Genomic DNA, 16,275 nt, shown 5'->3' on the forward strand with positions numbered 1-16,275 from the left:
GAAGTTGGCTGCCGGCAAAGGTGGGATCCCCTAGTGGCGGTGGCAAGGCCGGCCAATGACAGAGAGGACGCGGCCTGGCTTGGCCCGAACGGGGTAGCTTTGCCCCAGGATAACCGGTCGGTCGTGCAGAAGCGTGACTTTGCCTGCGCCTATCAATTCCCCGGCGATCTTAAAGACATCGCCTCCGAACTCAACGGCTGTGGGCACGAACTGCCCTGCCTCCATCGATTGGCCAACTTCGGGCAAAAGCTCCAGATCCCCGCTGCGAACTGCTACCTGCACCACCTGGCCATCGCACTGCCAGGGAATGTTCGCCTCTACTCCGGGGGCAAGGCGTACGCGGCCAGGTCCAAGACGTTGGGCAGAAAACACCGCTGCCCCCCCGAAAAACTGAGCCACAAAAGCGCTGGCCGGGGCTTGCCAGAGCTCCTGGGGCGTCCCGAATTGCTCCAGCTTGCCCGCCTGCAGCACCGCCACCCGGTCGGCAATGGCCAGGGCCTCTTCTTGGTCGTGGGTAACAAACAGGGTGGTGACCCCACTGGCCCGCAACAGGGCTTGCAGGTCGGCCCGGATGGCCGCCCGCAGTTGCGGATCCAAAGCCGCCAGCGGCTCGTCCAGCAACAGCACCCGCGGCGACACGGCCAGAGCCCGGGCAATGGCCACCCGCTGCCGCTGACCCCCAGAAAGCTGGGTAACTGGACGATCGGCCAGCTCGGCAATGCGGCAGAGCTCCAGCATCTCGGTGACCCTCCGGCAGATGACAGGCCTGGGGATCCGCCGCATGCGCAATCCAAAAGCCACGTTGTCGCGAACGTTGAGATGCTCGAACAGGGCATAGCTTTGGGGCACCCAGCCCACCAAGCGCTTCTCTGGCCCCAGGGAGCTTGTGTCGGCGCCGTCGATGAGAAGGCGGCCTTCGGCGGGGATCAGCAGGCCGGCCACCAAGCGCAGCAGAGTGCTTTTGCCACAGCCGCTGGGGCCAACCAACACCACAATTTCTCCCGCCGGCACCTGCAGGCTAATGTCTTCGACCACTAGGCGTCCGGGGATGTAGGCGTAGGCAATCCGGTCAAAGACGACAGAAGCAGGGGTGGTCATGCTTGTCCTACCTTGCTACCGCCCAGTCGCTCGATGGCAATGGCAGCGGGCACGACGAAGAGAAGAAAAAGGGCAGTCATGGCCGCTGCCACCTCCACCCGATTGGTGATGTAGGCAGAATACAGCTCGATGGGCAACGTTTTGTTGAGAGGGGTGAAGAGAAAGAAAGAGACGTTGAACTCTCCCATGGAGAGGGTGAAGACCAGGAGCAAAGCGGCCAACAGGGCGCTGCGGATCGAGGGGAGCGTTACATGCCATAAGCGTTGCAGGAAAGTGGCGCCCAGGGTGCGGGCCACCGCCTCTTGCTCCAGCAATGCCCCTTGGGCCAGAGCCGGCACCAGCGTGGCCACCAGAAACGGCAACGTGTAGATCACCTGGCCGAGCAGGAGAAGGATCCCGCTGGCGCGAGCTGCCGGGTAGGCCAGGATCAAGGCCAGGGCAATGGCGATGCCGGGAATGGCCAGCGGCAGATTGATCAGGGCCATCAGAACCTGCCGACCCACAAAGCGCCGCCGCGCTATTAGCCAAGCTGCCGGCAGGCCGACGGCCAGGTTGATCCCCAGCACAAGGCCCGCCAGCCGCAGGCTGAAAAAAGCATAGGGTCGCACCGTTTCCCATCCCTCCTGCAGCCACTTGCCGGTGATCCCGCCGGCCCAAACCCCCAGCGGCCAGTTGGCTGTGGTAGCCACCAGCAGCAGCAAGGGCAGGGGCGCCAGGCACAAGATCGCCGCCGCCCAGGTAAACCCCCGCCCAATGGCCAGGACGGGATCCCCTTGCGACCGGGGAAACAAGGGCTTCATGGCCGCGGCCCCCTAGATGATCCCGCTGCGGGGCGCTGTGGCTGCAGGGCCTGCTCGGCAACCTGGCCCAGGCCCACCAGAATGGCTGTGGTGAGCAAGGTCAGGACAATGCTCAAGCTGGCAGCCCGTCCCGGCTGAAAGCTTTCTGTGAAGGAAGCAGCGATCTCCAGCGGCAAGACGCGAAAGCCACGGCTGAGGGTGGCCGCCGTGCCAAAAGCCCCAAAGGCAGTGGCCAAGCTGACGCTGGCAGCGCCGAGCAAAGCCGGCAGGAGCGCCGGCAACAGCACGTGCAAGTACACCTGCAAAGGTGTCGCTCCCAACGTACGGCTCACCTCGATCACCTCCTGAGGAAGGGCAGCCACCGCCCCCCGCAACACCAACACAACCCGCGGGATCTGAAAGTACAGATACCCCAGCAGCATGCCCCCAAAGGTGTAAGCCAAGCTCAGTTGCCGCTCGCCCGTCAGCAGCAAAAAAAGCTGGGGCACCAGGCCCGTCCTCCCAAAAAACAGGATGACGAAGAACCCGATGACAATCCCCGGCAGGCTAAGAGGAATGCTCAAGGCCACAGCCAGGGCATGGCGGTGGGGATCGGCGGAGCGCTCGATGTAGATGGCTACGGGAAAGCACAGGATCAAAGCCAGCAGCGTAGAGGCAAGAGCAATCCAGATGCTGTTGAGCAAGGCGCGGCGATAGGCAGCCGAGGTAACCACCGCCCCGTAGTTCTCCAGCGTCAGGCTCCCGCCGTTCTCTTCCAGCAAGCTCTGGCGCAGCAGCACAACCAGCGGGATCAACAGCCCCAGCGCGTAGAGGAGAACAAGCGGTGCAGCCAGCCACCGCGGCCCCATCGCCGCCAACCTCAAAGGAGAGCGAAGTCCCGTGCCTGGGATCACCGCATGACCTCAGCTTTCCAGCGTTCGTTAAATTGCTCTTGCACGGCGCGCATTTGCGCGAAATCGGGCACAGTCACTTTTGCATAGGCGCTGTCCGGAAGCATCTTGGCGGCAATACCGGGATCCACACTCACCTGCCGCACGGGCCGCAGGTAGCTCTTGGCAAACAAAGCCTGCCCCTCGTTCGAGAGGGTGAAGTCGATTAACTGCTTACCCCCTTGCGGGTTGGGCGCCCCTTTGACCAGGCCGATGACATAGGGGATGGCCAGGGATCCCTCGCAGGGGATGACGACTTCAACGGGGGCGTTTTCGTTGTTTTTGAGCTGGTAGCCGTTGAAATCGGCGTCGATCAAAATGGGGATCTCGCCCTGTTGAACCAGGGCAGTGGCCGTCTGGGCCGGCAGCTGCAGGTCATTGGCCTTGAGCTGAGCCAGGTATTGGATGCCGGGATCCCAGTTCTCCAGCGTGCCTCCCAGGGCCAGGTTGGCAGCCGTGGCCACCGAATACCCGATGGCCGCCTGGGTGGGATCCAGAAAACCGACCTTGCCCTTGTACTCGTTCTTCGTCAGGTCAGCCCAGCACTGGGGCATGGGAGTGTTGCCCAGCACCTTGGTGTTGACCAAGAAGGCTACCGCACCCTGATGGATCGTCATCCAGCGGCCCTCGGGATCTTTGAGCCCTGCCGGGATCTCCGCAAATCCCGCCGGCTTGTAGGGCTCCAGCAACCCGGCTTCGGCAGCCTGAATGCCGAACACGATGCCAAAGTAGGCCGTATCCGCCTGAGGAGCCGCGGCTTCCGCCTTGAGGGCAGCCAGGGTTTGGCCGGAGTTTTTGGGATCCGAAGGAGCTTGTAGGCCAGTTTTAGCAGAGAAAGTTTTGAGCACCTCGCCCCAGTTGGCCCATTTCTCCGGGCTGTTGTAGGCCACCACCAAGGCAGCGCGCCCGCCAGTCGGCGCCCCCGTTACCGGAGGAGCCGAGGTGACCACTGCCCACGTGGTCAACACAGCGGCGATGGGGAGACCGATCAGGGGAAGCTCAGCCAGCTTTTTCATGGGACGACCTCCTTGCGCGAATAAGTGTATGCGCTTATTAGCAGGCTACACGGCCAAATTTAAGTTGACGTTAAGAGCCGGCCCCATCTCTACAGGGCTCTTCAAGAGAAAGGGAATCCTGAGAAACAGGAAGGGAGATCTTTCCGTGTCGCTACCGCGCCGAGCGATAGCCACCACTCACTCCTCGAGGTGAGAGAACCAGTTGCCAAAGCTGGCTGGCTCGGGCCTTGAAGCTGCCGGCGCTCATCAGCAGGTAAAGCCGCCACATGCGGCGGAAGCGCTCGTCGTAGCGACCAGCCAGTTGGGGCCATGCCCGCTCAAAATTGGTGTGCCAGGCTTTTAAGGTGGTCACGTAGTTAGTCCCAAAGTTGTGCCAGTCTTCCAGCACAAACAGACCTTCAAAGGCCGCCGTGATGAGGCCAGGTGAGGGCAGCATCGAGTTGGGAAAAATGTAGCGCTCAATCCACGGATCCCGCCCCTGGTAGGCAACGTTGGCGCCGATGGTGTGGAGAAGAAACAAGCCATCCTCTTTGAGAAGGCGACGGACTACCTGCATAAATGTTCGGTAGTTGCGGTAGCCCACATGCTCAAACATGCCAACAGAAAGGATCCGATCAAACTTTCCTTGCGTCTGGCGATAGTCTTCCAGCCGGATCTCTACCGGTAGGCCGCGGCAGCGTTCGCTGGCCAGCTTGGCCTGCTCTTGCGAGACGGTGATGCCCACCACCTGCACCCCATAGCGCTCGGCCAGGTACTGTGCCGTGCCTCCCCAGCCACAGCCGATGTCGAGCACGCGCATGCCGGGCTGGAGATCTAGCTTGCGGGCAATGAGATCCAGCTTGGCTTCCTGGGCTTCGTCGAGGGTTTGTGCCCCCCCATCCCAATAAGCACAGCTATAGATCAGGCGGCGATCCAGCATGGCCTCGTAGAGGTCATGGCCAAGGTCGTAGTGGCGCTGGCCAACCACAAACGCTCCCTTACCCCGCTGGCGGTTGATGAGGCGACTGTCCAAGGCAAGCAGGAGCCGAACCGGCCAGCCCACTTGCTCCACTGCCTGACCGGTGAGGAGACGACAAACCAACTCGTCAATAGCCTCACAATCCCACCACCCCTCCAGGTAGGCCTCGCCAAAGCCCAGGGATCCATAGAGCAGGCAGCGCAGGTAAAGCCGCTCGTCGTGGACTTGCAGATCCCAGGGCCGCGAGCCATTGACGGCTATATCGGCAGCACTCAAGAGCCTAAGCCCATATCGGCGGGCCAGCCAATGCCAGATGCTAAGGCTTTTCCTCATCTCCAGGAACCCCTTGCTATAGGCAAGCCTGGTGAGCGCAACCAGCAATGTATTGCTCAGCTATTAAACCGCAGCTTCTTCATCCTGTCACTTGGCAGCAGCTCAGGACATTTCTGCCTATCGGCTTCTAGCTTCTGTTGTTGGTGCCAAAGTCAGGGATACAGCACCAGAGGGAAAACTTATTTTGATAAGAGCTTTACTGGCGGGGTGGTGTGGGTTTTGCCCAAACACGCCGTACATTCCAGCAGGTGCCAACTCTAGAAAAGGATGGCTTTAAAGTTAAACTTTTTCCGGAATCGAGTGCAATTGGATTACAAGTGCGAGGAAATAAATTCTATACCTACAAGCACCATACACCTGACTATAACTGACCCTATTCGAGAAAGTGCAGGCATTGCTGCAGGGCGCGCTGCACCGAGCCCAGGTAGCCCTCTCCGAACAAGTTGAGATGGTTGAGCCAGTGGTAGAGCTGGTAGAGAGGCTTGCGGTGGGGATACCCCTCGTTCAAGGGATAGGCCTGCTGATAAGCCTGATAGAACGCCGGCGGAAAACCGCCGAACAGCTCTGTCATCGCCAGATCTGTCTCCCGATCCCCGTAGTAGACGGCTGGGTCGAAGATCACGGGGGATCCATCGGCCAAGGCCCCGTAGTTGCCCCCCCACAGATCTCCATGTAGCAGAGCGGGTTCCGGCCTATAGTCCTGAAAAAACGCTTCCAGCTTCGCCATCACCCGTTCGGCTTGGGTCACCCACGTGCCGCGGTATCCCCGTTGGCAGGCCAGCTTGACTTGGTAGAGCAGCCGCTGTTCCCGATAAAAGTCCGGCCAGTTTGGCCGCCAACTGTTGATTTGCGGCGTGGAGCCGATGGTATTGTCGCGATCCCAGCCATAGCTCCCGTTGGGAGACAAGGTGCGATGCAACTGGGCCAACTGGGATCCCAAGAGACTGGCCGTGTGGGGACGGGGCGAGGTTAGCTCCAGGTACTCCAGCACCAAGTAGGCTTGGCTTCCTACGGATCCCCAAACAATGGGTCGAGGCACCCGAATGGCGTGGGCAGCCGCCAGGGTTTGCAAGCCCGCCGCTTCTGCCGCAAACATCTCCAGCGCCCTCTCTCCCCCACGGGCCAATTTGACGAAGTAGTCTCTCGACCCTTCTGTAAGAGGGTTTTGGGGAGCGCAGGAAAACCGATAGGTGGCGTTGATGCTGCCCCCGCCCACAGGACGATACCGCAGGGGCTGGATGGGATCCCCTGTCGCTTGCGAAAGGTGCTGGGCAATGGCTTGCCAAAGAGTTTGCATCAACAGCAAAAGTTAGTTGTTGGGGGAAAACAGGTACTTAATTGACATATTCTCCATAGCTTGCCTCAGACTCTCCGCCACAGCCCATCCGTTGCTGACCAGGACGCCGTTCGCCTGCTCTCATTTTGATCTTGAATTGATCTTGAAACTGATTTTTCTCCTTGCCTAGTGCCTGCTGGGCCAATGTCGGGTAGAGTTGGCGATAGCCATCCTGATGTCGGTTAACGCTTATGAATAGCCCGAACCCGGATCGCGATCCCGCCTTTTCACCCCGCGCTCAGCAGGGCAGTCTGGGTTGGAGCCTTGGCTTGTTTTTCGGATCCCTGGCTTGGGCAGGATGGACAAGTCAACCGCCAACTTGGGCTCAACCGGTCGAGCAGCAACCGCAAGAGGAAGTCTTTGTGCTGGAGCGCAACATCGATCCTGGGGCGCAAATCCGGGTGCGTAACGAGCTGGTCAAGATCTGTGGCGACTATCGCTGCGAAGGCTATCGCTTTGCGGTGCGGGTGCCGATTGGCCCTGAAGATACTCTGGAAACTCTGCTGGGGCGGCTGGATGCTGAGATGCGGCGGGAGGTGGATCGGGTGTTTCAAACTCGGCCCGATCTCAATCGGGTCATCGTCGATGGCTATGTCTTTTCGGGAACTCCCGCTTTTGTTGGCCGAGAAGTGCTGTTGCAAACGATGTTTGTTCCCCGTCACCGTTGGCAAGTGGGTCGCTTGGGGCCAGAGCAAGACGCGATTTTCTACGCCGAGCTGCTGCCCCAGGTGACGCCTTTTCTCACTCCATCCCCAACCCCCACGCCCGCACCTGGGCCTGTACCCGGAGAGGCTGTGCCCCCTCTGCCCCCAGCTCCTGTGGCAACGCCTACCCCTGAAGAAACCCCAGCCGCTCCACCGCCGCCGGGGGGTGTGATCGAACGGCAGCCCATTCGGCCTTGAGGGGGTTGCTCGCTTTAAATGCCCTCTGGGTCGAGAGGGATCCCACCATTTTTGCCCTCAGTCTGTTGCCGTTGGAGCTGGGGTGGGGTTGAGTCCTGGGTCGCCGTGATCTAGGCTTCAAAATTAGGAGGGATCCCCTCGGTTGATGGCTTGACTGGATCGGTGTCGGCGGCATGGCAGGACACAGCAAATGGGCCAACATTAAACGGCAAAAGGCCCGTGTAGATGCCAAAAAGGGCAGCCTATTTACCAAACTTTCGCGGGCCATTATCGTGGCGGCTCGCAGCGGCTTGCCAGATCCGGATGGGAATTTTCAGTTGCGGGCGGCGGTGGAGAAAGCCAAAGCGGCGGGGATGCCCAGCGAGAACATCGAACGGGCCATCGCCAAGGGAGCCGGCAACTGGAGCGATGACAGCCCCCTGGAAGAAGTTCGCTACGAGGGCTATGGCCCCGGCGGGGTAGCGGTGTTGATCGAGGCGATGACCGACAACCGCAACCGCACGGCTGCCGAGGTGCGAGAAGCTTTCAACAAAACCGGCGGCAGCTTGGGAGAAGCCGGCTGTGTGAGCTGGATGTTCCGACAGCGAGGGGTGATCAGCCTGGAGAACGTGGCGGATCCCGAAGCCCTGTTGCTGGCGGTGGCAGAAGCAGGGGGCGATGACCTCAAGGTGGAGGGAACCAGCGCAGAAGTATACTGCGACTACTCCTTGCTCGAGCAGGTGGCCACGTATCTGAAAAAAGAGGGCTGCCAAGTGCAAGATGCCGCCATCCGCTGGATCCCATCCAATGAGGTTCAGGTGGGGGATCCCGACACCGCCAAGCTGGTGCTCACCTTGATGGAACGTCTGGATAGCCTGGACGATGTGCAAAATGTCTACGCCAATTTCGAGATCGACGAGGCGGTGATGGAAAGCCTAGCCTGAGGACACCCTTCTATTGAAGCGACAGGAAACTCTCATCAGAGCTGCATTGCCGGCCACACCTACAAACAAAACGTTTCTCTAAGTCGTTATTGCTACACAACGCTCTAACTCCCCTCTCCCTGAGGGAGAGGGGTCGGGGGTGAGGGTCATCCCTGAGGGAGAGGGGTCGGGGGTGAGGGCAACATCGCTATTGGGTAACTGACCTTGTGCTAAATGGACTACAAATTGATCCCTCACCCTGCCCTCTCCCAGAGGGAGAGGGTTCTGAGTCTTCTCCCCCTCGCCCCTTGGGAGAGGGGCTGGGGGTGAGGGTCATCCCTCAGAGAGAGGGGCTGGTGGCAAAGTGTCTTAAATCTTATTTGAAACGACCATACCCCCAGAACTTCAGCCGAGCTTAATGGCAGTGCCGGTGGCGGTGATGAGCAGCAGCACGCCGGTTTGATCGATGTTGATGGTGTCGGTGTTGATGGCGATGCCGATGACGCCATCTGCCCCCAGGCGTTTGGCTCGCCGCTCCAGCTCTTCTATGGCTTCTTTTTGGCCTTGCTCGAAGACGCGCTCGTAGGCTCCCGTGCGCCCGCCAATAATATCGCGGATGCCGGCAAAGAAATCTCGCAAGGCATTGCTGCCGTAGACCACCTCGGCGGTGACGATGCCCAGGTAGCGCTCGATCTCCACACCTTGCAGCACATCTGTGGTTGTCAGCAACATCAGCCTGCCCCCTTGGTCAACGCCTACCAGGATAGTCGGGATCGTCAACCTTCAGATCCCTCCCGATGGCCTTTGCCACGTGGTGGGGTATTGTTAACGGGATCCCCGGCCAAACCGGCGGCTGATACAATAGCTGCCCAAGAGTCAAAGACTTCTGCTTTGCCGACAGGATTCTCCCCCAAACCCGATGGCAGGCCCAATCCGAGTGGTGGGTAGTTTGAACATGGATTTGGTGGTGCAGGTGCCCCGCCATCCCGGCCCTGGCGAAACGGTGCTGGGATCCGACTACGCCACCTACCCTGGCGGCAAGGGGGCCAATCAGGCGGTGGCAGCGGCACGAGCAGGAGCCCAAGTGGAGATGTGGGGGGCGGTGGGATCGGATGGGTTTGGCCGCCTGCTGAGAGAGAACCTGGAGCAAAACGGCGTCGATACCCGTCACCTGAGGCAGTTGGAAGGGCCCAGCGGCGTGGCTCTCATCACCGTGGATGCAAGCGGGCAAAACCGGATCGTGGTCAGCCCTGGCGCCAATGGTCGCTATTTGCCAGCGCATTTGCCTCCCTTTACCCCGGTGGCTCTGCTTCTGCTGCAACTGGAAATTCCTCTGCCCACCGTGCAGGCTGCAGCAGAACAAGCCTTTGCCCAGGGGATCCCCATTTTGCTCAATCCTGCGCCCATCGCACCCTTGCCGGGATCCCTGTTGCGCCAGGTTCGCTACCTGGTGCTCAACGAAATCGAAGCCGCCGACCTTGCCCAGTCTCCTGTGGAAACGCCGGAACAAGCTCAAAAGGTGGCTCAAGAATTGCAGAAGCAGGGGATCCCAACCGTCATCCTCACCTTGGGAGGGGCAGGGTTCGTTTGGGCCGATGGGGAAGAAAGGGGCCATTGGCCGGCCCATCCCGTAGAGGTGGTGGATACCACTGCTGCCGGAGATGGTTTTTGTGGGGCGTTGGCCGCTTGTCTGGCTGCCGGGGGATCCCTGAGGGAAGCCTTGCGCTTTGCCAATGCCGCCGCTGCTTTGGCCGTAACCCGCGCGGGAGCCCAACCCAGCTTGCCCCGGCGCCCTGAAATCGAGGCGTTTTTGGCCTCTGCCCCAGAAACAGCCTAGACCAGCGCTAGCACCCGACCACAGCCGGTAACAGGATCCCTTGGGTACTGCTCAAGAGAACCTTGTCTTCCCGCGTAGGTGTGGGTTAGGAGATGAACAGACAGAAAACATCCGGTAGCTCTGACAAAGACCTGTGAGTACCCTCCTTGCTGAAGATGACGTTCTTTACCGTCAGCATGTACACAGCCTACTGACGCAACATTTGCCTGAATTTGGCCCGGTGTACACAGCCTCGAACGGCAGAGAGGCGCTGGATCTCTACCGTCAGCACCACCCCAGCTTTGTGTTGATGGATATTCGCATGCCCGAGATGACCGGGATCGAGGTGGCCCGCCAGGTGTGGTCAGAGTGCCCCAGCACACGCATCATTTTTTGGTCGCATTTTGCCGATGAAGTCTATGTGCGGGAGCTGCACAAGATTGTGCCCCCGCAAACCGTCTATGGTTACCTTTTGAAAAACTGCACCGATGAAAAATTGGTCAGCGCCATCCAAGCGGTGGTGCAGGACGAGCAATGCGTGATCGATCGGGAAGTGCGCGGGGTCGATTCCCGTTCACAAAACAAAATTACGGGTCTCAGCGATGCGGAGTATGAGGTGTTGGTGGACATTGCCCTCGGCCTCACCGACCAGGCCATTGCCGCACGGCGCTTTTTGTCCCGCCGAGGGGTCACCAACCGCCTGCGCAACCTCTACGACAAGTTAGAAGTGAGCAACGACCAAATCGAGAGCGACGAGTGGGGAACCACCTTCAGCCTGCGGGCCCGCGCCATCCGCCTTGCTTTTAAACGGGGGTTGATCAACGCCCAACTGCTGGATGAGGAGGAAGTGCATTTGGATCACTGGCTCAGCCGCTATCGATTGGATCCGTTGGACTAGTACCCAACCGGATAAAAGGGCGGGGCTTTTTCGGTCGGGCTAGCGGCGCGGAGCGCGGCCTGGTGGCCTGGATGGGGTTCAACTGGGCCAGGGGAGGCGAAAGGCACCTCGATCATCCGCTCCGGCACCAGCGGCACCATGTCGGAGCGGTCGGCAACTTCCCGCAGAGCATTGGCGATGGATTCTTGAGCCAGCAGAAACTGCCGTTCGTTGCGCTGCATCTGCTGCCACACCTGGTAACGCTGGCTCCATTGGCTTTGGGTATGCACAGTCCAACTGTAGAGGCCCAGCACCGCCAACCCCGAGACAATGGCCATGCCTGTGGAGATCTGTTGCCACCTGACCAGATGTTTTTTCCAGACGGGATCCCGACTGTGGGGATGAGCCGATTTTAAGGGCTGGGGGCGACTGACTTTGCTGGCGTGGGCAGCCGTCCTTGGGTGGCGGCGGGCAGGCAAGGTCGCGGTTTTGCTCTGCAGTGGAAAAGGGCGGCGGCCACGGCCTGTGTTCAAAGGCTGGCTGATCATAGAGTTCAAACCTCACACACACCAAGTGCCAACGTCACAACGCTAGCAATGGGTCGCTGCCGTTCGCGCCAGCGGGACGGAGTCCTTTTCCGACCCACTCTATCCGATCTGCAGCAGCTTTCCACGATGAGACGCAGGGTGCTAAATCAAACCTCCAGGCGAGGTGGAGGGCAATCACGGCGCCGCTCGGCGGGCAGCCACTCGCAGTTTGGCAGAACGGGCACGCGGATTGCGTTGCTGTTCCAGCTCGGAAGGGCACACGGGTTTGGGAGTGAGCACCTGCCAGCGGGGATCTGTGCGAAAGGCCCATTTCACCAGGCGATCTTCCAGGCTGTGGAAGCTGATCACGGCCAACCTGCCGCCGGGTTTTAACCAAGTGGGAGCCTGAGCCAGCAAGGTTTCCAAAGCCTCGAGTTCTCGGTTTACGGCAATGCGCAACGCCTGAAAGATCCGGGTGGCCGGGTGGATACGGCCTCGCCGCGCTGCCGGGGGTACCGCCTGGCAAACCACCTGGGCCAGTTGGGTGGTGGTGAAAAGGGGGCGCGACTGTTCGATGCGGTGGGCGATGCGGCGGGCAAATCGCTCTTCGCCATAGCGGGTGAAAATGTCGATCAAGTCTTCCACCGGGCGATGATTGACCCAATCGGCAGCGGTTTCCAGATCAGCACCGGGATCCATGCGCATATCCAGCGGCCCCTCCCGGCGAAAGCTAAATCCTCGCTCAGGAGAGTCCAGTTGTGGCGAACTCACCCCCAGGTCGGCCACGATGCCATCGAAGGGGATCCCCTGCCCTTGCTCATCCCGAAAGCCGTGCTGCTGCAGATCGAAATCGGCAAAGTTGAGGTGCCAGAGTCGGAGGCAACTGTCGGGGATCCCTGCTGCGGCCAAACGCGCCTGGGCCGCCCGCAGAGCTGCCGGATCCCGATCCAGCCCCACCACTCGCTCTGCTCCTCTTTGTAGCAGCACCAAGCTGTGTCCACCCCCTCCCACCGTCACGTCCAAAAAGGTGCCGCCCTGCCGTTCGCGGGACGAACTCCTTGGTTGCAGATAGGCCACCACCTCTTCAGTCAGAACGGACTCATGGTGGTAGAGAGGGATCTCCCCAAGCAGAGTTTTCGGCAAGTCCATAAGCGCAGCAGAGGGGTGGCTTCGATGCTAGCCGGGTCTTTTCCCCAGCCAAATGGATCCGTCTGTTCAGTAGGTCGGCTGAGTTTCGCCTCTATTGGTTTGTAGAGTAGAGACTGTGCTTTTATCAAGCTTTCATGATCTCAAATTATAGTCATTTCAAATAGCAACGAAACGTTTCTCTACATTGCTACGCGCCGCTCTAACTCCCCTCTCCCAGAGGGAGAGGGGCCGGGGGTGAGGGCAACATCGCTATTGGGTAACTGACCTTGTGCTAAATGGACTACAAATTGATCCCTCGTTGATCCCTCACCCTGCCTTCTCCCAGAGGGAGAGGGTTCTGAGTCTTCTCCCCCTCGCCCCTTGGGAGAGAGGGCCGGGAGAGGAGTTGGATTGGCGGCGAAGTGTCTTAATCCGGTTGGAAATGACCATACATCCAAAACCAAGAAAAGCCTGAAGTTTTAGACCCAACTTTTTGATAAAGACAACTTGATAAAAACAACAACTGCTTGGTGATTAGAAACAGTATTGCTGTAACTGAGCCAGTTCTGCCTCGCTGAGATCCTGCCACTGGCCGGGAGCAAGCCCCGTCAGAGAGAGCGGCCCCAGTCCAACGCGAACCAGCCGCAAAGTTGGGATCCCAACAGCGGCAGTCATGCGGCGCACCTGTCGATTGCGACCCTCCCGCAGCGTCAGTTCCAGCCAGGTGGTGGGGATGGAGCGGCGAAAGCGAATGGGGGGATCCCGTGGCGGCAGGTTGGGTTCCTCGGCCAAGACTTTAACCTGGGCCGGGCGCGTTTTTCGCCCTTGGATGATCAGCCCCTGTTGCAACTGTTGTAGGGCCTGGGGGGTGGGGATCCCTTCCACCTGAACCCAGTAGGTGCGCTCGTGGCCGAACTTGGGATCGATCAAGCGGGCATTGAGGATGCCATCATCGGTCAGCAGGAGCAGCCCTTCGCTGTCGCGATCCAATCGACCCACCGGATAGACCCTGGGCACCGGGATAAAAGACTTGAGCGTAGGCCGCCCCTCTTGGTCGGTAAATTGGGTGAGCACACCGTAGGGCTTGTAGAACTTGAGATAACGCATGAGGCACACAACTCATGAATTCCATCTTTCCGGATCTTTCAGCTAGGCAGAGCAGCTTCAACGGTAAGATCGAGCCTTAAGGAGCAATGTTCCTCCACCGGCAGCAGCGTTTGACGGAGCTCACCCATGACCATAGACAACAATTTACTTTGGGTTTTAGTCGGAACGGCGGGGCTCTCTCTCCTCAGTCTGGTGTACGTGCTGGTGGACGAGGGCAACAAACGCCGGCGCTACGAACAGCAAAAAGAAAAAGAAGCTGCCCAGCCACCTGCGGTTGCTCCCGAAGAAGAAGCCGCGATCCCGACTGCGCCCTCCCCTTCTGCCCCAGAGCCTGTTGCCGCCCAGCTTCCTCTTAAGGAGCAAGAAACCGCTCCCAGCCTTGAGGACTCTGCCCTCGCCCAAGAGCCGGATACGGCGCCCAGCCCGGCAGAGGAAACGCCGCAAAACACCCCCTAGGGCAAAAGTTGTATCAGATCCTGGCAAAGCCGTCTCATACAACCAGCTCTACCCCCACCAGCTAAAACAATGGACAAAGTTGACTTGCCTGAGGAGATCCTTCGCGCTTGGCTGCGGGAAGATCTGGGTCACGGCGATCTCACCACAGAGCTGACCCTGCCCCCAGGACTGAAGGGCGAGGCGGTGATTTTGGCCAAGGAGCCGGGGATCCTGGCGGGCCTGGAGATTGCCCAAAAAGTCTTCCGGCTGGCAGATCCCCAGGTAGAGTTCACCCCTTGGGTGGAAGAGGGGGCCGCAGTAGCTGCTGGCCAAGAGGTAGCTCATCTCAAGGGATCCCTGCGGGGGATTCTGGCGGGGGAGAGGCTGGCGCTCAACCTTCTCCAAAGGCTGTCCGGCATTGCCACGCTCACCCGCTCCTATGTAGAAGCTCTCCGAGGAACCTCAACCCAGCTTCTGGACACCCGTAAGACCACCCCTGGCCTACGCGCCCTGGAGAAGTATGCAGTACGAGTAGGGGGCGGCAAAAACCACCGCTTTGGCCTCTTCGACGGCATCTTGATCAAAGAGAACCACATCATTGCTACGCAACTCTGTTGCGACCGCAGCGCGGGGGGGGTTTTGACAGCCGTCAAACGGGCCAAGGAAGGCGCTCCCCACCACCTCAAGGTGGAGGTCGAGGTGCGGGATCTCCAAGAACTGGAAGAGGCGTTGGCGGCAGGCGCCGATCTCATCCTCCTGGATAACTTCACCCTGGAAGCAACTCGGGCCGCCGTCCAACGGGTGGGCGGCAAGGTTCCTCTGGAGGCCAGCGGCAACATGAACCTGGAACGGGCCCGGCAAGTTGCCGAGGCAGGCGTGAACTACGTCAGCGTCGGGGCGCTCACCCACTCCGCCAAGGCCTTGGATCTCTCTTTGCTGGTGGTGCCGCCCTGAGACACGCTCTCGCGGGGCACTGCTTTTGATGCTAGCTTGAGAAGACAACCTGGGCTCGGCTCCGTCCCGCTGTTACGAAAGGCTTCTCTTGCCGGCTCAGATGCTTCTCCAAAGCGGAGTTGACCACCTGCGGGAGCTATGCTCTGCCCAAAAAGTGCTCCGCTCCAGCTCACAGAGGAACAAAACCGTTAGGAAGTAATGGAAGGAGAAACCCTGTTGCGAGGCAACGCTGCTGCGACCGTCCGGGAAATTGCTCAGCTCAAACAGGAGAGACAGGCGGTTATTCTTGCTCATTCCTATCAGCTCCCCGAAGTGCAGGAGGTGGCGGACTTTGTGGGAGACTCCTTGGGACTGGCTCGCGAGGCGCAGAAGACCAACGCCCAGGTCATCGTCTTTGCCGGCGTCCACTTTATGGCTGAGACGGCGGCCATCCTCAACCCGGAAAAAACGGTGCTGCTGCCGGATCTGGAGGCGGGCTGCTCCTTGGCCGATAGCATCTGCCCCGAAGATGTGCTGCGCTGGAAAGAGGCCAACCCAGAAGGCCTGGTGGTTGCTTATGTCAACACTGCCGCCGCGATCAAGGCCCTGGCCGATGTCTGCGTAACCAGCGCCAACGCGGTTCAAGTGGTGGCCAGCCTGCCCCCGGATCGCCCCATCTTTTTTGTGCCAGATATGTTCCTGGGGGCCCACGTGGCGCAGGTGACAGGCAGGGAGTTGGATTTGTTTCCCGGCGAGTGCCACGTGCATGTCGGCATTCGGGAAGAGCACCTCAAGGCGATGGTGGAAGAGCATCCTGGGGCAGAGTTCCTCATTCACCCCGAATGCAGTTGTGGCTCCAGTTGTCTGTTTCTCAAACCCGATGCCAAGCTCCTTTCCACCGAGGGCATGGTGCGCCATGCCAAGAGTTCGCCCTGCCGGGAGTTCGTGGTCGCCACCGAGGTGGGCATTCTCCACCGCCTGAAGAAGGAAGCCCCCGACAAGACGTTCATCCCTGTGAAGGCGGATGCCGTCTGCGAGTACATGAAGAAGATCACCCTGGAGAAGATCCGCCGCTCCCTGCTGGAGATGCGCCCCGTGATCCGGGTGCCGGAGGCGGTGGCTGCGAAGGCCCGCCAGTCCATCCTGGCCATGCTGGCGATCCCTGCCGGGGCCTAGAG

General features: G+C 60.0%; 17 protein-coding genes. 7 read left to right on the forward strand and 10 right to left on the reverse strand.

What is annotated here, in order from left to right; translation table 11 throughout:
- Nucleotides 1-30: 30 nt before the first annotated feature.
- The 6 genes from NW862_RS04475 to NW862_RS04500 form a co-directional block, all read right to left on the reverse strand.
- A complete protein-coding gene (locus tag NW862_RS04475) occupies nucleotides 31-1,098 on the reverse strand; it encodes an ABC transporter ATP-binding protein (RefSeq protein ID WP_414337269.1) in 1,068 nt (355 codons plus the stop codon).
- A complete protein-coding gene (locus NW862_RS04480; RefSeq protein WP_414337270.1) occupies nucleotides 1,095-1,898 on the reverse strand; it encodes an ABC transporter permease in 804 nt (267 codons plus the stop codon). Before NW862_RS04480 ends, NW862_RS04475 begins: the two co-directional genes overlap by 4 nt.
- Nucleotides 1,895-2,746: an ABC transporter permease gene (locus NW862_RS04485; protein WP_414337271.1), complete on the reverse strand. Its 852-nt coding sequence runs from the start codon at nucleotides 2,744-2,746 to the stop codon at nucleotides 1,895-1,897. The genes NW862_RS04480 and NW862_RS04485 overlap by 4 nt, the downstream gene beginning before the upstream one ends.
- Nucleotides 2,747-2,787: 41 nt before the next feature.
- Nucleotides 2,788-3,843, reverse strand: a complete 1,056-nt coding sequence (locus NW862_RS04490; protein WP_414337272.1) for an extracellular solute-binding protein — start codon at nucleotides 3,841-3,843, stop codon at nucleotides 2,788-2,790.
- A 151-nt stretch (nucleotides 3,844-3,994) separates the two neighbouring features.
- On the reverse strand, nucleotides 3,995-5,134 hold the full coding sequence (gene cfa / locus NW862_RS04495; protein WP_414426961.1) for a cyclopropane fatty acyl phospholipid synthase: 1,140 nt from the start codon (nucleotides 5,132-5,134) through the stop codon (nucleotides 3,995-3,997).
- Between the two features lie 373 nt (nucleotides 5,135-5,507).
- Complete coding sequence (locus NW862_RS04500; protein ID WP_414336109.1) at nucleotides 5,508-6,431, reverse strand: fructosamine kinase family protein; 924 nt, start codon at nucleotides 6,429-6,431, stop codon at nucleotides 5,508-5,510.
- Nucleotides 6,432-6,661: 230 nt separating this feature from the next.
- Between NW862_RS04500 and NW862_RS04505 the strand changes: the two genes are divergently transcribed.
- Nucleotides 6,662-7,372 carry a hypothetical protein gene (locus NW862_RS04505; protein WP_414336111.1) on the forward strand — a complete coding sequence of 237 codons (711 nt, stop codon included), beginning with the start codon at nucleotides 6,662-6,664 and terminating at the stop codon, nucleotides 7,370-7,372.
- A 173-nt stretch (nucleotides 7,373-7,545) separates the two neighbouring features.
- Entirely contained in the window at nucleotides 7,546-8,295 is a 750-nt protein-coding gene (locus NW862_RS04510; RefSeq protein ID WP_414336113.1) for a YebC/PmpR family DNA-binding transcriptional regulator, read from the forward strand.
- 384 nt (nucleotides 8,296-8,679) lie between these two features.
- Here the strand turns inward: NW862_RS04510 and NW862_RS04515 are convergent, their stop codons facing one another.
- Complete coding sequence (locus NW862_RS04515) at nucleotides 8,680-9,006, reverse strand: YbjQ family protein (RefSeq protein ID WP_414336018.1); 327 nt, start codon at nucleotides 9,004-9,006, stop codon at nucleotides 8,680-8,682.
- 187 nt (nucleotides 9,007-9,193) lie between these two features.
- Between NW862_RS04515 and rbsK the strand changes: the two genes are divergently transcribed.
- Together rbsK and NW862_RS04525 are read left to right on the forward strand one after the other, a co-directional pair.
- Nucleotides 9,194-10,111 (forward strand): ribokinase, encoded by a 918-nt coding sequence (gene rbsK / locus NW862_RS04520; RefSeq protein WP_414336016.1) that lies wholly within the window; start codon nucleotides 9,194-9,196, stop codon nucleotides 10,109-10,111.
- A 133-nt stretch (nucleotides 10,112-10,244) separates the two neighbouring features.
- Nucleotides 10,245-10,988, forward strand: a complete 744-nt coding sequence (locus tag NW862_RS04525; protein WP_414336014.1) for a response regulator — start codon at nucleotides 10,245-10,247, stop codon at nucleotides 10,986-10,988.
- Here NW862_RS04525 and NW862_RS04530 read toward each other — a convergent pair.
- From NW862_RS04530 to NW862_RS04540, 3 genes are all read right to left on the reverse strand, one after another.
- Nucleotides 10,985-11,515 carry a hypothetical protein gene (locus NW862_RS04530; protein ID WP_414348908.1) on the reverse strand — a complete coding sequence of 177 codons (531 nt, stop codon included), beginning with the start codon at nucleotides 11,513-11,515 and terminating at the stop codon, nucleotides 10,985-10,987. The genes NW862_RS04525 and NW862_RS04530 overlap by 4 nt on opposite strands.
- Before the next feature lie 174 nt (nucleotides 11,516-11,689).
- Complete coding sequence (rsmH, locus tag NW862_RS04535; protein WP_414336010.1) at nucleotides 11,690-12,643, reverse strand: 16S rRNA (cytosine(1402)-N(4))-methyltransferase RsmH; 954 nt, start codon at nucleotides 12,641-12,643, stop codon at nucleotides 11,690-11,692.
- Nucleotides 12,644-13,156: 513 nt separating this feature from the next.
- Nucleotides 13,157-13,729: a pseudouridine synthase gene (locus NW862_RS04540; protein WP_414335608.1), complete on the reverse strand. Its 573-nt coding sequence runs from the start codon at nucleotides 13,727-13,729 to the stop codon at nucleotides 13,157-13,159.
- 126 nt (nucleotides 13,730-13,855) lie between these two features.
- On the opposite strand from NW862_RS04540, the gene NW862_RS04545 reads away from it, so the two are divergent.
- From NW862_RS04545 to nadA, 3 genes are all read left to right on the forward strand, one after another.
- Entirely contained in the window at nucleotides 13,856-14,185 is a 330-nt protein-coding gene (locus NW862_RS04545) for a hypothetical protein (protein WP_414335607.1), read from the forward strand.
- 69 nt (nucleotides 14,186-14,254) lie between these two features.
- The gene (gene nadC, locus NW862_RS04550) at nucleotides 14,255-15,118 is read left to right on the forward strand and encodes a carboxylating nicotinate-nucleotide diphosphorylase (RefSeq protein WP_414335605.1); all 864 of its coding nucleotides are present in this window, start codon (nucleotides 14,255-14,257) and stop codon (nucleotides 15,116-15,118) included.
- Nucleotides 15,119-15,316: 198 nt separating this feature from the next.
- The gene (gene nadA / locus NW862_RS04555) at nucleotides 15,317-16,273 is read left to right on the forward strand and encodes a quinolinate synthase NadA (protein ID WP_414335604.1); all 957 of its coding nucleotides are present in this window, start codon (nucleotides 15,317-15,319) and stop codon (nucleotides 16,271-16,273) included.
- Nucleotides 16,274-16,275: the final 2 nt, after the last annotated feature.

This window comes from Synechococcus sp. H55.8, from assembly GCF_047462375.1.
Taxonomy (GTDB): domain Bacteria; phylum Cyanobacteriota; class Cyanobacteriia; order Thermostichales; family Thermostichaceae; genus Thermostichus.

What these genes read in the sequence shown, in the direction of transcription:
- NW862_RS04475 (WP_414337269.1), bottom strand. Translation starts at nt 1,098, where the DNA reads ATGACCACCCCTGCTTCTGTCGTCTTTGACCGGATTGCCTACGCCTAC.
- NW862_RS04480 (WP_414337270.1), bottom strand. Translation starts at nt 1,898, where the DNA reads ATGAAGCCCTTGTTTCCCCGGTCGCAAGGGGATCCCGTCCTGGCCATT.
- NW862_RS04485 (WP_414337271.1), bottom strand. Translation starts at nt 2,746, where the DNA reads ATGGGGCCGCGGTGGCTGGCTGCACCGCTTGTTCTCCTCTACGCGCTG.
- NW862_RS04490 (WP_414337272.1), bottom strand. Translation starts at nt 3,843, where the DNA reads ATGAAAAAGCTGGCTGAGCTTCCCCTGATCGGTCTCCCCATCGCCGCT.
- cfa (WP_414426961.1), bottom strand. Translation starts at nt 5,134, where the DNA reads ATGAGGAAAAGCCTTAGCATCTGGCATTGGCTGGCCCGCCGATATGGG.
- NW862_RS04500 (WP_414336109.1), bottom strand. Translation starts at nt 6,431, where the DNA reads ATGCAAACTCTTTGGCAAGCCATTGCCCAGCACCTTTCGCAAGCGACA.
- NW862_RS04505 (WP_414336111.1), top strand. Translation starts at nt 6,662, where the DNA reads ATGAATAGCCCGAACCCGGATCGCGATCCCGCCTTTTCACCCCGCGCT.
- NW862_RS04510 (WP_414336113.1), top strand. Translation starts at nt 7,546, where the DNA reads ATGGCAGGACACAGCAAATGGGCCAACATTAAACGGCAAAAGGCCCGT.
- NW862_RS04515 (WP_414336018.1), bottom strand. Translation starts at nt 9,006, where the DNA reads ATGTTGCTGACAACCACAGATGTGCTGCAAGGTGTGGAGATCGAGCGC.
- rbsK (WP_414336016.1), top strand. Translation starts at nt 9,194, where the DNA reads ATGGCAGGCCCAATCCGAGTGGTGGGTAGTTTGAACATGGATTTGGTG.
- NW862_RS04530 (WP_414348908.1), bottom strand. Translation starts at nt 11,515, where the DNA reads ATGATCAGCCAGCCTTTGAACACAGGCCGTGGCCGCCGCCCTTTTCCA.
- rsmH (WP_414336010.1), bottom strand. Translation starts at nt 12,643, where the DNA reads ATGGACTTGCCGAAAACTCTGCTTGGGGAGATCCCTCTCTACCACCAT.
- NW862_RS04540 (WP_414335608.1), bottom strand. Translation starts at nt 13,729, where the DNA reads ATGCGTTATCTCAAGTTCTACAAGCCCTACGGTGTGCTCACCCAATTT.
- NW862_RS04545 (WP_414335607.1), top strand. Translation starts at nt 13,856, where the DNA reads ATGACCATAGACAACAATTTACTTTGGGTTTTAGTCGGAACGGCGGGG.
- nadC (WP_414335605.1), top strand. Translation starts at nt 14,255, where the DNA reads ATGGACAAAGTTGACTTGCCTGAGGAGATCCTTCGCGCTTGGCTGCGG.
- nadA (WP_414335604.1), top strand. Translation starts at nt 15,317, where the DNA reads ATGGAAGGAGAAACCCTGTTGCGAGGCAACGCTGCTGCGACCGTCCGG.